The sequence below is a fragment of the Marinomonas pontica genome, assembly GCF_036322735.1.
Classification (GTDB): domain Bacteria; phylum Pseudomonadota; class Gammaproteobacteria; order Pseudomonadales; family Marinomonadaceae; genus Marinomonas; species Marinomonas pontica.
The window spans coordinates 1,690,020-1,706,856 of record NZ_AP027271.1 but is presented as its reverse complement, the minus strand read 5'-3'; the positions used below and the strand labels follow the sequence as shown (position 1 = coordinate 1,706,856).

The 16,837-nt window shown below is 42.3% G+C and carries 12 protein-coding genes; 1 reads left to right on the top strand and 11 read right to left on the bottom strand.

The genetic code is table 11. The annotated features are described in order from the left end of the window. Positions 1 to 44: 44 nt before the first annotated feature. The 11 genes from AABA11_RS07970 to AABA11_RS07920 all read right to left on the bottom strand — a co-directional run bounded on the left by AABA11_RS07970 (position 45) and on the right by AABA11_RS07920 (position 16,241). Positions 45 to 1,574, bottom strand: coding sequence for a hypothetical protein (locus AABA11_RS07970; RefSeq protein ID WP_338266855.1), 1,530 nt, complete (start codon positions 1,572 to 1,574; stop codon positions 45 to 47). Continuing rightward, positions 1,575 to 3,179 carry a hypothetical protein gene (locus AABA11_RS07965; protein WP_338266853.1) on the bottom strand — a complete coding sequence of 535 codons (1,605 nt, stop codon included), beginning with the start codon at positions 3,177 to 3,179 and terminating at the stop codon, positions 1,575 to 1,577. 90 nt (positions 3,180 to 3,269) lie between these two features. Further along, on the bottom strand, positions 3,270 to 5,315 hold the full coding sequence (gene pglZ, locus AABA11_RS07960) for a BREX-1 system phosphatase PglZ type B (protein ID WP_338266850.1): 2,046 nt from the start codon (positions 5,313 to 5,315) through the stop codon (positions 3,270 to 3,272). 3 nt (positions 5,316 to 5,318) lie between these two features. Beyond that, on the bottom strand, positions 5,319 to 5,984 hold the full coding sequence (locus AABA11_RS07955; RefSeq protein ID WP_338266849.1) for a DUF4276 family protein: 666 nt from the start codon (positions 5,982 to 5,984) through the stop codon (positions 5,319 to 5,321). Continuing rightward, entirely contained in the window at positions 5,981 to 7,093 is a 1,113-nt protein-coding gene (locus tag AABA11_RS07950) for an AAA family ATPase (protein WP_338266847.1), read from the bottom strand. The genes AABA11_RS07955 and AABA11_RS07950 overlap by 4 nt, the downstream gene beginning before the upstream one ends. A 124-nt stretch (positions 7,094 to 7,217) precedes the next feature. Then, a complete protein-coding gene (locus AABA11_RS07945) occupies positions 7,218 to 10,721 on the bottom strand; it encodes an Eco57I restriction-modification methylase domain-containing protein (protein ID WP_338266845.1) in 3,504 nt (1,167 codons plus the stop codon). A 52-nt stretch (positions 10,722 to 10,773) separates the two neighbouring features. Then, positions 10,774 to 14,244 carry a BREX system P-loop protein BrxC gene (brxC, locus tag AABA11_RS07940; RefSeq protein WP_338266843.1) on the bottom strand — a complete coding sequence of 1,157 codons (3,471 nt, stop codon included), beginning with the start codon at positions 14,242 to 14,244 and terminating at the stop codon, positions 10,774 to 10,776. A gap of 9 nt (positions 14,245 to 14,253) precedes the next feature. Continuing rightward, positions 14,254 to 14,799: a BREX protein BrxB domain-containing protein gene (locus AABA11_RS07935; protein ID WP_338266841.1), complete on the bottom strand. Its 546-nt coding sequence runs from the start codon at positions 14,797 to 14,799 to the stop codon at positions 14,254 to 14,256. Next, complete coding sequence (locus AABA11_RS07930; protein ID WP_338266839.1) at positions 14,799 to 15,569, bottom strand: hypothetical protein; 771 nt, start codon at positions 15,567 to 15,569, stop codon at positions 14,799 to 14,801. Before AABA11_RS07930 ends, AABA11_RS07935 begins: the two co-directional genes overlap by 1 nt. 91 nt (positions 15,570 to 15,660) lie before the next feature. Next, positions 15,661 to 15,960 carry a hypothetical protein gene (locus AABA11_RS07925; protein WP_338266837.1) on the bottom strand — a complete coding sequence of 100 codons (300 nt, stop codon included), beginning with the start codon at positions 15,958 to 15,960 and terminating at the stop codon, positions 15,661 to 15,663. Between the two features lie 98 nt (positions 15,961 to 16,058). Beyond that, on the bottom strand, positions 16,059 to 16,241 hold the full coding sequence (locus AABA11_RS07920; protein ID WP_338266835.1) for an AlpA family transcriptional regulator: 183 nt from the start codon (positions 16,239 to 16,241) through the stop codon (positions 16,059 to 16,061). Between the two features lie 126 nt (positions 16,242 to 16,367). Here AABA11_RS07920 and radC point away from each other — a divergent pair, with 126 nt between their 5' ends. Beyond that, entirely contained in the window at positions 16,368 to 16,826 is a 459-nt protein-coding gene (gene radC / locus AABA11_RS07915; RefSeq protein ID WP_338266833.1) for a RadC family protein, read from the top strand. The last annotated feature ends 11 nt before the right edge of the window (positions 16,827 to 16,837 follow it).

Here is a 16,837-nt window from a genome sequence, read left to right as displayed (position 1 = left end):
TAAAAGAGCAGGCGTAATTTATACACTTACTCTAGCGATATGGCTTACCTAGTCCTTGAATAGCTAGTACTTAATATTTTTTCAAACTCTTGATCAAGATATTTATCTATAAGCACATGATCAATCTTACCCTGCATTGCCCATGCATTGAGCTCTTTGAGGGAAAGGTGAGCGAAACGAGCCCAGGCAATCAAGTTTGTTCTTAATAGCGTAGTAACGATTTCACCTCCCCCCCTTATTACAGCATCAACACCATCTACAAGACACAAAGCACCTTGTCCGACGAATAACATTCGACGCAACTCAGGATTAGATTCTGACGGTATACAGTCTTTCCAATCCTTACTATCAAAGAATCGCGCTCGGATAACCCAGCAAAACCTGATAATCAATTCATTGAGAACAACGGGAATGGCCATCGTTAATCCATGTCTAGCATCATAGCCTTTTTCAAAGACTTTAGTCGCAACAGTCGCAATGGATTGCTTATTCTCACCGAACTCACCTACATTCAGACCCAAAAGAAGATTGTAGAATGGTATTGGCACTCCCATTCCACGGCCTCCTTGACCAACCGTACCTGATGAGCCCGTCCAATCTGACATGATGTGACCAAACCAGTTTGCGATCCCACAAAATACTTTAGCAACAAAGTTGTTACCCTTTAACTCATTTGTTTCCGTGTCTACGGTAATCAGCTGTCCATTGCTGATAAATGTAGAGGTACTTGTGAACTGATTAAGAACAGAGAAAAACAAACCAATTAAGTCTGGAGAATGCCCTAAGCTTTTTAAATGATGGTTCTTTAATGATAGATTAGGAACTGCACCATCGACTGCGGCGGTAGTAGCCTGGTCATAGTTTACTTTAAACTTTCCCTCCAAAAATCCTATAGCGCTCGCTGTTGTGTTCGATCCTTTTAGCCCCGCCTTTTCAGCATCCCATCCTAAGAGATTCGCAAACTTCTCAGTGGATTTATTCGCAAACTCATCAACCGCATTACCTAGAGGGGATTCTCCAGGGGCACCTACAAAAACAACATCAATTATTCCACAAATTAAACCAGAGGTACTGGCAATAGCGTAATCTATCTTGTCACAGTTAGGTGCTTTATGAGTAAATTCATTCTGAATTCTATTTCTAAGATCAGCTTCTTGACTTCTAGTCAATAAACCGTCGAATGGGTTAGCACTGGTTAGACTGTTTTTGTCAGAATACTCTTTTACAGATGAAATGTACTCATCCCAGCTCATTTCATCATCTAATATTTGATTAAAATTGAGCATCTCTACCCTATTTAACTTCGGCTGATCGACTACTTCTTGCATTTCAAGCTCTAGTTCAATTAGTAGCCTGTCTGCTTCATCTAAGTCTGATAAAGGATTATTTTCATCAAAAGTAACCCCCAAATCATCTAGCTCTTTTTTAAGTTCTTCAATCAAATTCGAGTTTTCTAATTCGTAAGCTTCAACTTGATCTATTGCAACATCAAGCTCAGTGGTCTTACTTTGAGCAAGACCAAGCTGATGCTTTTGTACTAATGATGCGGAAGCCTTCTCGTCCAGCTCCTCCATTTAACTAAGAACCCCTTTGACTTTAGACTGAAGTTTTGATTTTAACGCATTGTTCATCTCAAAGTAGCCGATACTTTCAAAAAGTGACGACATCCTATCTAGCATTTCCGTTTGAACACTTCCTTTTAGAATGTACTCACCTTTTTCATTTTCTTCGTATCGCTCAAGTATAAAGTCGTATATTTTAGATTTAGTTGCACCTTCGCATAGATTTTTTAGGCGTTGATGATCAAGAATTTTTGGACATTTAGTTCTGTTAGCAGCATTCTCGAATACATCAGCCTTTTGACTTTCTTTCTGAAGAGCGCCGGCAAATTTTGCAACCATTCCCTTTAGTTTCAAAACTTCAGCACGGTTTGATTCTCCAGTCTCCATTGCTTCTGAAAGCTTCTCAACCAAATAATTAATATCTTCTATTGTGTTCTTTATTGTTAAATGCGTTTGCTTCAATGCCTCATTTAGCATTGCCTGCTTTACCTTAAAGCGATCTAACTCATTCACACCAGAAAACTTTCTAACGCCCGTGAATGTCAAAAAACCAACTGCGCCTAATATTGCTAAGCCCCCAGTCATCCCCATCCCAAGGCCTAAAGTTGCAAGACCTGAGGTTACTCCTGATGCGGAAAGACCAACAACTGAGCCGGAGATATAGACGGCAGCAATTGGGGCACCAACTGCTGCTGCAGTAGAAGCAAGTTTCGAGGCATTGTCACGAATGTCGTTGTCATCTACATCATCATTTAAAATTTGAAATGCTTCTGACACAGCATCCTGAGCAAACTGTAAATCGTCATGACTAAGTTCCATGCTATCTTTATGTTTAAGCAAAAATGGCACTTCACCATTAGTTTCGGATTTAGATGAGTAATAAGTGTTAACAATGTCTTTAGCTAAAGAAATCATTATAGATTTATGTTGTGATTGATCACTTAAATCTCGAATTGATGACAATATATTTTGAACAGGCTCGATATCATTTTCGATTTCTGAAATATACTTCCTAACTTCACTTCTAGCCTCGACACTAAGATGTAGTCGTGTCGATAGCAGCAAAATTTCAGAAAGCTCTAATTCATCAATGTCACCATCATCTTCATATGTCATATTAGCAATCAGTTTTAGATAATTGATCTTAAACTCATCATTCATCTCAACTAAGTCAACTGCTTGTTTCTCATTTTTGAATTCACTGAAGTCAGAAACAATTTGCCCTAGGAAGTCAGATAGTTTCTGATCTTTAACACCATACATATCACTGAATTTATGAACTTTACCATCCTTAGTAATTTCAACATATTTCTTAATACTTTCTTTGCCTTTGGCATTCACAGTAACGTCTTCTTTGTATTCTACTTTTTCAATCTCAGAATATAAGAAAACACCACGCTTATCATGAATAAATCGATCTCCAGTAAAAATAAAACCTTCATCTGATTTACCAAACAAAGTCGCATCTTGAATAGCAATAATTGAATGCAATAAGTCCTCACACTTCATTGCAGACACTGCATTGTTAAGCTTTTTTTCGGGGATATCTGGTGCCAAATATACGTATTCACCAATATTTTTGACATTCTCTCTTACATAAGTATTAACATTCGACATAAACTACTTCCTTATTTTCCTTGTTTAATAAATCTAAATTAGTTACTCCAATTTAGCCAAAACATGTAGCGATATTCAAAATCTTTCTTCCTAAACAGACTTAACCTCTAACACGGGTGTCAAACATTCCTGAAGTGACAGCCCACCATGATTGTAATAGTCACCGGTGACGTAAGCGGATATACCAGGAGCCATGGCAATGTTAACCGAAGGGTTCCAATACCACGGCATCACTAAACCATCGTGAGTAACGTTGTCTTTAAGAATTGCGCAGCGGCGTTGGCGGTTTTTTCCTAGCGCTTTATGAAGATTCCCTTTAGGTAAACCATTGGGCACCCATAGCCAGCCGTGGTCAGTGACTATTTTGATTTGTCGCCAACCTGCTTCAAGCAGCCCTTCAATACGAGCAACTACATCATTTAATACGGAATCAATGTGTTGAGGCATTTTACGCTGGTGGTCATGGCCTAAGTGATCTAAATCACCTGTTTGGACCCAAGCATAACCACTAACATCTCCTGTTTCTAAACCGTCCAAATATTGCCAGCCAACATTACCTAGCATTCGCTTTAACTGATGACTACTAAACTCTGCCATAGAGCTTGCTACAGCAGGTTTAAAATCGTCGTTGTCCAGCATACCAGTAAGGAGATCCGCGACAGGTGTCACCGCTGCTTTCGCTGTGGCCGTTAACGAAGGTAACGCCGACCACTTAGTACTGAGTACCACTTGTCTGTTTTCATGCTTGGTTAACTTATCTTGTAGCCAGTGGGCGGTATCTAAACGTAATCCATCGACAAAAAAGACAACTTGTCCACCAAGGTGGTATTGACCAACACCTGACCTTACTTGGTTTTCACCAGGATAGCCCTGCTGATCTACTAACTTTTGAAAATTTAGGGTCGTTTCTTCAAGCCAAGGTGTATAGATAACACCTAGTAATGTAGCTAATGCCTCTTCATGTTGAATATGGCGTGCTTTTGACATGGCTTTGATAACGGCACCGTCCGCTTTCCAAAAACGTTCAGCGTACATATCAGCCATACCTTGTGGGTCAGCACCGGTAAAAGCCACTTGAGTATGCTCAACCAACGCCACTAGCTCTTCTAGTATTTCTAGCCATGGCGATAAACCTAAACTAAACCAAAGCCACTCTTTACGAGATTGCTGCTGTTGCCAGACACGGATTAGAGCTTGTTTAATAGTGTCATTTGACTGTCCATCAACTTGAAGGATAACAGATTCAATCTGCTCCTCATCACGCATGTTTTCAGTTAAATAATGCTCTGGATGAACCATTGCCAAACCATCAGGTTGTATTGCTTTCAAGCGTTCGATTATGTTTGGTAAATTTGTCGCTGTCTCTTCATACCTTTGCCATACGTCCTGCCACGCTCCCTCTGCCAAACAGAGTAGCTGGCATATATCTGTAATATCTTCTCGTAAAGGATCAAAGCCATAATGAGCTCGGCAAGATTGAACAAACACATCCCATTTACTGCCCTTCCAACTAACAGCCTTCTCTTCTGGTTGATTTAGCCATCCTAAAATGTCTTTCACAGGATCATTAAGAACAATGGAGATAAAATCTGAGGCTTCCAGCTTCTTACCTTGTAATTGAGAAACGGGAGTTTCCAATAAATCAGGAAGAACAGTTAACAAAGATTCTTGAGTTTGCTTGTCTTTAGCAATGTCCAGCTCCAACCCTATATGTGAATTTGTTAGAAATGCCCCTACAGTCCAATCGCGATTAAGATTAGGGTAAGTCCACCAGCAACCGCGATACTGCAGTTCTGCTAAAGGTTTAATAAATTCAGGGCAACTTTCGATGGCACGTAAATCTTTACGACTTACTCCAGGTAAATAAATAATGGGCGTCAAATCACCTGGCAATTGGCAATCTTCTAATAGCCCTGCAATCACACATTTTAGCCAAATTGCTGGGCCTATACGTTTTTCTGGCTCATATTCACCTAGTTCAATGACTTCTGGTAATTGTTGCTTAATAAATGGCATAGCGCTTTGCCACTGGCGTTCGCCATCCGTCCAAAGAATAGCGGCCGGAGCCGCTTGCACGCTAACATTATGGTGGGCACTTTGGCGTAGGTGTCGCTTAAGAGTCTCAATTATCATCATTGTCTAGGCTAGATCCTCTAACTGTGTAAGCCATAGATTAAATCGTTGGCATTGTTGACGCATGACATCTAAACCAACTTCTAGCGCGGCTAATGTACCTAATAATGGTTTTTCATATCCTGGCAGAACATTTTCGATCCGCTTACTTGGAGCTGTCTGAGGGCTATTGTTAATGTGCTCAGGCGTTTCAAATTGCCTTGCGATGGAAGTAAACGTATCTGTTAATTCTATTTGGTCCATACCAAGCGCCATACTCTCAGGATGACTAAAAAGTAAAGCCTCAAATTCATACATTTGAACGTATGGAATAAAACGTCGCACAACATCTTCTCCTAACTTATTTGTAAGCTCTGCAATCAGCGCGTCTTCGAGGGCACGAGCTTTTGAAGCCATAGGAGCTTGATCATTTAACGCTGTTTTTCCAGGAAAGGATTGTGGTAAACCATAAAAATCAAAAAATGTTGTGCAATAACATTGTCGGTCACCTAGCAAGCGATTGCGCACATCTGGGTAAAGGCGATCAAATTTAAAGTTACCTCCTTTATGCCCAGGACGACCGATAAGTACAGGCATCAGGTATATACCACGGTGGGCAAAACGTTCGACCAATAACTCTTTTACAAACGCCTCTTCTGTTTGCCCCTCACAAATCACATGAACGATCGTCATTTGCTTGGCCTCCCACCTAAGATATTTTTCTCCCACAATTCACCGATCGAATAGTCCTCTAACCAAGCTTCAAACGCCTCAGCCTCAAGACGCTTAAATACTGAAGCCCCCTGCTCACGCTCAACGACAATCAGGTCATCCAAATCAAACTCATTGAGAAGAGGTACCGATTGTGTCGAAACAATTACTTGCATACGTTTTGAAGCAGAACGGAGCAAAGCTCCCAATAATGTAATCGCGTAGGGATGTAGGCCAAGCTCTGGCTCATCAATGATGATGGTAGAAGGCGGTTCAGGTTGCAGTAATGCCGTCACCAAACAAATAAAGCGAATAGAGCCATCTGAAAGCTGGCTCGGCCAAAGTGGATAATCGCTATCAGTTTGGCGCCACAATAAACGAATTTGTTCTTCACCTGACGCAAGCTCTGTCGACTTTAAAACAAAGTCATCAAAGAAAGGCACTGCAAGGCGTACTGTTTTCACCACTTGATGATAAACATCTTCATGTTTACCTTTTAACTGGTATAGAAATGCTGCTAGGTTCGCGGCATCGGAGCGTAGATATTCGTTATCATGTACCGCACCTTGACGCTTAACCGCCGCGGTATCACTTGTATCGTGAAAATGATATACACGCCAACTTGAAATAGAGCTATAGCAATAATCCGCCTCAGAGTTTTTTCCAGACTTTTCATACTTTTCTGGCAACTTTGAATCGGAATGCCCTGTACCTAAATGTATCCATTTAGGTCCATAAATTGGACCATCGAAAAACAATGACTCTTGGGTATAGGTAAATCCACCTTCAAAAGTCGGCTCTAGAGAAAATTTATAGCCATTGAGACCAAAGGTAACAAACGAAGATAGCTCCTCAGTCTCCTTAACGCCAAAGCTTACGATCCTATCCGCGCCGCCTTGCTTAGCTGCCCATACTTGCAGGCGACCATCTAGCATTTCGCGAAGCATCCGAAAATATGAGACAAAGTTACTTTTACCAACACCATTGGCACCAATCAGTACATTGAGGCTAGTAAGCTTCAAATCCTCCATCTCTCGAATAGATTTGAAGCCTTTAATGGTCAGAGAGTGTATTGGGTTAATAGTGCCCATTGCATTTGCCTTATATTGCTTAACTGCGCGAAATAAATATCAAACTGGTAGTTTAGCTTAACCGGTGGGTAACTTCAGCAACACCCTGGCTTCTAGAGAAGAAGTCAGGGTGTAAATTACCAAATCAGTGCTTAGCATCTTCCCTAGCGGCTTTTTTCTCGGCAAGTGTTAGGTGGTGTTCGTTGATGCGGTCGCCTTCTTTGCCGCCGTATTCTAGACCAAGGTGATACCAAGGTGCAGAAACTACGTCGGTGCCACGGTCTTTTTTCCAGTGTACATTGGGTTTGGCACGTAAGACGCCAGCGCCTTTTTTACCCACGTCTTTGGCGAGCATAAAGGGACGGATATTAAGACGAACACCGTCGTTTAAGTCAGGATTCCAGCCAATAGGTTGCTCGGCGAGTGGCTTCCAACGAACAAAGATGTCTAGCCCTTTCTCACCGACGAGGATAGCTTCCAGCTGTTCTTTGAGGTTTTCCGCAGCGGCTAGGCGAATATCGGCGCCATCTACGCCCGCATTCGAATCGTATATCTGAGTTGCAATCCAATCACCTAAATACGTGTGTATAAGTCTTTCGAGACATTTATAGTCGAGCTTATGGTAGTTAATCAAAGCAGAGAAACCATCTTTTTGACCATCCCAGATTTGCCAAATAAAGGGACGATTTTGGAATAGCTTACAGTGCTGTTCAAAGAATTTATCGCGCAGCCAGCTCTCCCAGTCTTTGGATTTTAGAGATTTCAGTAGCCTTTCTTCTAAAGTACTACTCCATGCCTTACCATACGCTGCCTGTAATATTTCAACTAAGCGATTTACTGCTTTTGGCTCTTTCCAGACCGGGGGAATACATACAATCCCATCATTATCAACAAAATCCGCTAACTCAGCGCAGCGCTCTACCCAAGCTCGCTGCTCAACACATAGTTCCATCTCTGGGTCTAATTCTGCAGGCCATTGATAACCTAATAAACGGGCAACCGCTACCTGCGCAACGGTATCGTCAGTACGCAATTCTCCTTCTACAGTCCACTTACTCTCTTCGTCCCAAATAACCGAACCACAGGGCTGGCCATGAAAGATCCATTGGGTTGGATCATTGGTGTAGGGCTCAGGCAGACCATTTGGGTATTGTTCTTCAGCGACTTTAGACCAATACTCAAAATCAAAAGGTATTTTTACCAACGTAGCGTTTGTAACGTTTAGCTTCTGATCAATTTCCCTTACATCTAAGTTGTATGATGAATCTGAAGCATAGCACCAGATGGCTTTTAAGTATGACTTGTCAAGAGGAACTAGTACCCCAACATTTGAGTCAAATTTATTACCAATATACAGCGAAGCTGGAAGGATATTCATCTGGCTTATTGAAACTCCCCACTTTCCCCAAGCAGCATTGCCCCTTTGGTCAGAGTCATGTAATCGCTCACGCCTTTCATCTGCTGGCAGCCTTAAATGGCCATTGTGATCATCATATTCAATAACTTTTTCAAGTCCTCCAAAATGACGCATTCCATCTACAGTCCCTTGCTGATAAACATATATTTGAGATTTTATTGGGAACTCCCAGAAAAACCTTTGAAACCTTGGTGAGTCCCCATTTAGTATTCCGGCTAGAGCTTTGGCATGTTTTTTTAATAAAGTGCTAGATTTCGAATTGGATAGAATAATTGTACAGTCTGGATTTTCTAGCTGTTGTGCTTGTGTGACATTACTAATCTCTTCATTAGCCAAAAGCAGCGATTTTTCTAAAGCTGTTCGTGGGGCAGATACATCAATACCTCTAATCCACTGGCTTTCACCGTCTTCAGAAAGTAATCCAGTTGTAATGGTTTGCTGATTACCACGACTTAAAGTGATTAGGATGGCTTTTACTACCTCCCCACTGATCGTATCGAAAGCACCTGGGCCAAGACGGGCAATGGAGTGCCAAGTATCCTGTGTGAGTGATTTTTCACGGAATTTCTTATAGCTAGTAAGGAAGAGCCAGTTTTGCGGCAAGACAATGCTGGAAGTCCCCCCCTCTGTACAGAACTCTAGACAACGATCTAAGAAAACCGTCGCCAGGTCATTTTTGCCCTCTGGGTAGTAGGTTTCACAGAAGTCTTTTAGGGTATCGCTTTGTTTGCCACGAGCAAGATAAGGCACGTTGGTAATCACCCAAGCGTATTGCCCCGCGAGTAGCTCCGCCGCTTTGGTAATGCCTTGGGCAACGATACCCGCCTCGATCCGCTGGGTAATAGCATTGGAATTATCGCTGTCTAAATCAGCTTGGGCTTGATCAGCCTTTAGCGCACCTGAAATCGCCTGTTGTAATTCGCTCCATTGGGCGATCTTGGCGGCATTACCACGGCGTGGGTTAATCAAGCTACCCAACACAGGCGCATCTTTAAAGGTTTGATAAAGGCTATCTAGGGCGATGGTGAGGTTTTGCTTGCCTGCGGCGGCGCTAATAGCTTTCCATTCGTCTTTTGCTGCATGGATGGATAAACCAGAACACGCGAGGTGCAATTCAGGCAGTGGACGATATCCACCCGCATTAGGGAAACGCCAGGCTTCTAGCGCCACAGCAAAGGCTGCCAATTCAACACAACGCTGATCCAACTCTAAACCATGTAGGTTTTCTGTGATGACTTTATCAACGGCCTCACGGGCACTGAGCTGTTCTAGCTGCATCCGCATCGGCACCAGCATTAAAAATACTGCCACCAAGAAGTGGCCAGAGCCACAGCATGGGTCGAGGGTTTTCAGTTCGCTTAGGTTGCTTGGCCATTGCTCAAAGCCACCGGATGCCAATTGCCATTGTTTGGTTTGTTCAGATTTAACGAAACGCAAGTAAGTTAATGGCACACCATCAATAGCCGCTTTATCACGAAGCTCTTGTTCGTTATTGGCGCGGGCCAGATCATCCTGTGTCAGGCGTTTATTGGCCCACCAGGCACCTAGTGCGTTATCCAGCAAAAAACTTACCATATAGGGCTCGGTAAATAACTGAGTCACCGGGCTCAGTTCTTGAGCGCCAATCTTTACGCCAGAGTCGTTTACTTCTTTTTTCTTCTTGGTTTGCCAGAACTGATAACACCACCCTAGGCTGTCTTGAGCTTGGTAAACCGCAGAGTCTAACTTGGCTATTAATGATTCTAAGGTATTGGTGTGGTTGATGGACAACGTCACTTGAAACTCGGGTGACTCAGTACGAAAGATCTGCGGCAGCATTTTTGCTGCAAGGCGACCGGCTAGCTCAAGCCCATCTTTGCAATCTGATTCTTCTTCGGCAAGCTCAGCACATTCATCTAATGTTACCGATGTGTATTCATCGTACATGAGTAAGTTATTTTGCTCTAAGAAGCGGGCGAAAAGCATTCGATGCCAATGCTCGTAAGCCATTTCATTCATTAAAGCATCGGTAGTTTGTTTGCCATCAGTGAGCTTATCACCTAACTGACGACCATGAGCACGCAAGACATTTCGCAGAGCGCGCTCAGTATCACTCAGATATGTCGGTGCTTGTGCCTCGGCCACTCCCAGACGAGTGAGTGCTTCCGTAACCGCTTGCTCAACGACATCGCGTGCTTTAATTACTGTTGTTTCTAATTGCTTACGTAGTGTTTTATCTAATGACTGTCGCATGTTGTTCCTAAAAAGTGTATTTGCGTATTCGTTAAATATTACAAATAGCGTGTTAGCTCGGCATAACAGGACCATTAATCAACTGCTGGCGCAGCTCTTGCTCTACGTAGTCGAGCCACTCTTTCAGCTCTTCTTCATTGTTGATCACTCTCTTATTGAGCTTATGATACTTGGTTTTTGGCAGTAGCTCGTTTATGGCATCTTTGAGTAAGGCATCAAACAAACCTGGCAAGGCAGCAGCTTTGTCATTCCATTGCTCAAAGCTAATGCTGTCGAGAGAATCAAACGCATCTTCCAAAGTGCTGATCTGAATGTCTGGTACGCTGTCTAAACGGCGCTGGAATAAAAAACCATGGCGTTTAGTTTCATCGAGTTTCTGCCAGTGTTCGTCTTCTTTAAGATCTTGTAAACAGGTATTGTAGTCTTCTTCATAACGACTACGGTGGGCCGTTAATGCATCACGCAGCGCTGTGGTAGCGTCTTTTAATAAGGGACTTACCGGGTTTGGTTCTATTAACAAGCTTCGTTGATGTGTAATGGCTTGTGCTTCCACTTCAAGCTTTTCATGGATTTGAAGATCTTTGCAGTATCTCATTGCCTGCTTAAGCTTTGCCCAATCTTTTAGACGCTGATCGATTTTGATTTGTAGATCGTTCCAGTCCTTAAAGTCATCCACTAACTGTTGCTGGTTTTCATAAGCTTTTTGAAGTTGTTCATTGCCCGAATACATTTGCAGTTCAGCAATTAACGAGGTGTTTGGTGGTGATGGCAATGGCGCATCCCCACCCGCTTGATCTGCCATTCTTTTAGCATGAGCTAACGCTTCGGGTAGTTTCGCCGCTTCTTCGCCGTTATTACAAGGTTTCTCTAGCAATGCTGAGACAATACCTCTGACCTTAATCATCTGTACTTTAGAAAGGCTGACCTTTTCGGGGCGGAATTTCACTTCACGCCATTTATTGCTGCGCAAATCTTTGACAGAAACCGCATTTTCTTGGTTATCAGCCACTTTAAGCACACCGGATGCTGCCAGAGAGCACAATGCCCCTTGAATGGTATCTTTACTCCATCCAAAAGGCGGTTGTTCAAAGTATTCTTGGACCTCTTTACCTAACTTCATGGTCCCAACAAAACGGAGGATTTCAGCACAAACAGGATGCTTGTCTGGCTCACCGTTATAGTCAAGTTTCGCTAAAGCGTTAGGGTCTAAATGCTCAGTTGCCGAATCATAGACTTTATCCCAACCCTTACTGTCAGCAATTTTGAATTTTCTGTATAGACGTTCACAAGCGAGTTTACCGGCAGCCTGTACTTGTTCAGTTAGAGTGAGCCCTTCAACTTCTTGCCCACCAGCAAGACGTACCTGAATATGACTGTAGATGTCTTTTAACAGCGCATTCTTGGTATTTTCTGCTTCTTGTTGACGAGTATTGATGGCCTTCATGGCATCTTTACCCGCTTCGGTACTTGGGCGACCACGGACATCTACCGTATTTTCTGCCGCTTTAATGGTAACAATGGCTTTACGCAGTTCTGAACGGTGTGAATCAGGTACATAAATAAAAATGGTGGCATCTTCCTGATCAGTACCACGGGCCGCGTCTAAAAATTGTTTTTCGGTTTGTTCAGGCGCCCAGGCGCACAATTGATTTTGTGCATTTTTAGGTAACTCTAATTCAAAATAAAGTTGAATCGCTCGCGGAACTTGCGTTTCACCTTGATTAACCATGGCTTGATTGACTTGCTTACGAACATGATTTTGAATCTCTTTAGTACGATAAGATTCAATATTTTGAGGGTTACCTAGAAGATCATTTTCTTGACGACGTAACTCGTCATACCAAGCTTGGCTCTCGACTGTTTGTAAGTGATATACACGACCTTGAGCCGTATCTAATGACATAACAAGATGTTCAGATTCTAGCTGAGCTAACATTTTGGGAACAAGCGGGCGCAAGGTATGCTTGTCTTTCTCTAGGTCCTCTAATAATAAATCTGCAAGCGTTTCTTCAGTTGAATAAATACCCAACTCTTTTTCTTCAGGCAATTTACCAATCAATAAAATCAACGCCAAAATACGACCTTGTAAACGCTGTTCTTCCGTACCGCCTTTTTTACGACTGATGTCTTCGTAGATATCTTTTGAGATAACGCCGGTTTGCAGTAAGCTGGTGGATATTTGGTCGTATAGATAATCTGCCGGTACGACATAGCCTAACTCTTTGTCTGCTGTGACTTTTAAGGCTTCGTGAACCACTCGCAATTGGTTGCGTAATTGAGAACCTGTACCTGTTCGATCAATCGCTGGTAAGACCTTTTCCCAAAAACGTCGACGCACAGGTAACAGTGGGTAATCGGGGACCATCCATTGCTCATCATCTTTGTTGTGCTCAATGGTGCTGCCACGTAGATGGCGAGAGATTTCACCAAGGTTGTCATTCAATACAGCCTGAACAGCACCTGTGGCAGATGCTTTTTTCTGTAAAATAACTTTACGGATAACCTTATCAACATCGGTGTCTTCCAGTTGTACCGGTAATTGGAATCGCCCCATTAGACGCTGTAGATTCGCCATTCCCGTTAACGCGCTTTGACCTGTCGCTACAAAAAGTAACTTCGATTTTAGAGCACCTGCACCACAGCAGGTTTCAACGGTTTCTTGAACATCCAGTGCACGTTGGATGTTGTCACCAATGTACTGTTGCACTTCGTCCAGCACTACTAAGGTCAAAGGTAGTTCACCGTTATGACTTAAAGCATCGGTAATTGCATCAACCATTTCATCATTAGTGACATCTTTTACAATAGGGTATTGGGCACGCATCATTTCGCGCACTTCTTTAATGTCGGATGCAAAACCAGGAATAGCATCAAGTACAGCGTTATGTAAGATGGGCGAAACATGAAGATTTTTTACTTCGTTTAACCAAAGATCTATGCCTTCTTTACGCTTAGCATTGGCCTCAACGTGTTCCTGAACTTGCTTTAAAACACCTTGTGCTTTGAGCCACATAACAAAACGCGCTTGATGATATTGCTCTGGTAAACCGGCTGATTTAAAAATAATGTCGAGCAATGCAAGACGCACTCGATCACTTGCTCCAGCAGAGAGCGTGCCGGAAGCCGCATGTAAGCCACCATTAGCTAAGCCTAATGCGGTAAGCTCTTTCAGTTGTTTGGTAATTACTTCTGGTAAATCGGCAATATCACGTGCTGAAACGCCATTAATTGTTTGATTTGTCCATAATGTCCGTAACATTTTTGCTAAATGGGATTTACCCGATCCAAAGAAACCACTAATCCAAACTCCTTGTAACTCTCCACCACTCTTCACCGCGCCTAGAAAGCTATTAAATATCTTATTTAAACCTTCTTGATATGCACCATCACAGACGAAGGTACGAAGCTCATATTCTAAAGTGGCTAACGCACCTTCAGATTGGTCATCTTTGACTTGCGCTACACCGTTATTGGCGAGACGGCTATCGATAGGGTCATTAACAAAAATATCACGGTTTAACATTCTAATTCCTTATACTGTCGCTGTGATGGCAGTAGCGTGATAGCCCCAACCATCTTTGGCGTCCAAAAGTTGATAGTTATTGTTTTCTACTTCACCTGGAAAAAAGACAACTAACCTACCGGTGATTCTATTGGCTAATGCCTCAACGACTCCCGATACGGATGCAAAACCAAATAGCGTCCCACACCCTAATAAAGCGATAACACTATCTTTAGATTGGTTTAAATGTACTTGCTCAATTAGTTTGTTTACCAGATCATCGGCAAAGTCATCATACAAACCTTCCAGATATTCCGGGTCTTCAAAATAGGTTTCTTTGTAATCTTGGTCTGACATCCACTGCTCAAAACTGTGTGTTAAGTCAAGCAAAGTCCATGGATGGTTGCTTTGGGTAGAAGCAAGCTCGAACTCGCCCACACGCGCTCGAAGCTTAAGCTCATCTTGTTTGTTGTAGACCAAGAAAATTGTACGTTCGTGAGCAGAAACCGCTGCAGGCCAAGGAATACTAATGTGTCTTTCGAAACTCGTTAGCAATTTTGATAGGCGGTCTGTCATTATGTTTCCTTAGGTAGCGTAATGATTGGAAATGTTACTTCAACCACGTCGCTGGCTTGTTTGAAATTAAGCAGTCCTCGTAAAGAAGCAATATACGCTAATTCATAAAGTCGGTCTTTGGGTTGGTCAAGAAACTGACACCATTGACTGTCAAAAAGTCGCTGCCCACTGATACCGTGACAATGAGCTAAGAATAATGCAAACGCTACATGCACATAACTAATCTTCGGCTCTTCGCGAAACTTTTTGTTTCGACCAGATAAATAACCAGCTTGTGTCCAAGTACCATTTAAATTTTGTGCAAAGGATTTTAGTGAAGCCGCGCTGAAACGATCTGGATCATCTTTAGCAAGGAACGCCTCCACCTCTTCACGTGATAGGTGATCACCTACTCGCATAGGTACAACTACTTTACAAGAAGCCCGTAACAATGGATCACGAGCGATAGCTAGTTGTAATGCAAGAATTGGCTGAGAGGCTTCATCTCGCTCCCACCATTGTCGAAGAACCTTAAATAGAGACAATTGAGGGTCGAGACCATAAAGGTCAGTCAAATGGCGATAAGTTAACGTACGAGACTTCTCTGTTGGCTTGTTCAATACATTTAAATCAACTACTGCCCGTTTATATAAATCAGGCGTTGCATCTTCATCAAAAGTATCCAATAGATATTTTAACTCAACAATCATCATACTTCGGGCAGAATGAGCACCATTTTTGCCAAATTTAAAGCCAAGCTTGGTTAATTGCTGTTCGGTCCGTAACGTCATCACCTACTCTTTGGAAGATAAAAGTCAAATTCTACAACAACTTACCCTAAAAGGGATCTACACAGCTAAAAATTTCACATCGGATTAAAAATTACGGCTGCTGCTTTTCGACAAGGTAACTTCTAGCTTTCTCCTTAACTTCTTGACTAACACGGCCAGAATTAGAAGAAGCAATCAGAGATAAAGCTTTATCTGCTAGCCCAGCGTTTAAAATGCTACGCGCCTTACTAACTCTTGAAGCACAAGATTTTTCGGTATAGGTCGTTTGGTCTCGCAACTTGGCTATTAAGGCATCTCGTGACAACGTATCCGAAGAAAACTCTTCAAAAAACCTTATAAAACAGGCTTGGCCTACAGACTGAAGGTAACGACTTAGTTTTTTATCGTCCATAAAAGCTAACTCCTCTTAATCTTTGATAATAATTAGCAGCCTTAAATTATGGAGCTATTACAACCGCTAAGTCCAATAATCTGAAAAAACTAGAGCGCTCACAATCGACTCTGACTCGCTCTTTCCATTAACCATCCTTGAACCTCCTCTTCAATCCAAGCGACGGCTCTAGGGCCTAACTGAATAGGCTTAGGAAACTCACCTTTTGTCATGTATGCGTAGATGGATGATCTAGAAAGACCTGTCGTGTTGATGACTTCATTTAATTTCATTACTCGCATTTTGATGCCCTCGTTCTAATACATCAAAATGCATGGCTGTAATTTTTTACAGATTGTGAGTTCAGTTTCAAAAAAACTCAGACCTACATCATCTCTGTGTATAAACCATCAACAGAGGAAATCAATATGCAGAATAAATCATTCACCTATAAATCTGAGTCAGAAGTTCTAGAGGCCGCTGCTGGCTTTATCAAAGAACGTTTTAAACGAAGCGAGGTCTTCACTAGCGCACTAGATGCTCAGACCTTTCTTAATCTAAAACTGGGCTATCAACAAAGAGAGGTCTTTGTAGCTTTATTCTTAGACTCACAACACAGGCTTATTCAATATCAGGAGTTATTCTTTGGCACCATAGATGCTGCCGCTGTATATCCCAGAGAGGTCGTTAAAGCCGCATTGCATCACAATGCAGCTGCAGTTATCTTTTCTCACAATCACCCTTCAGGCGTATCTCAGCCATCACAAGCAGACATAGCCATAACGGAAACACTGAAAAAGGCACTTAACCTAATTGATGTCAGAACTCTTGATCACATCATCATAGGTGAAGATACGTTTTCATTCGCAGAAAGTGGATATTTATAAAAAGAAAGGCA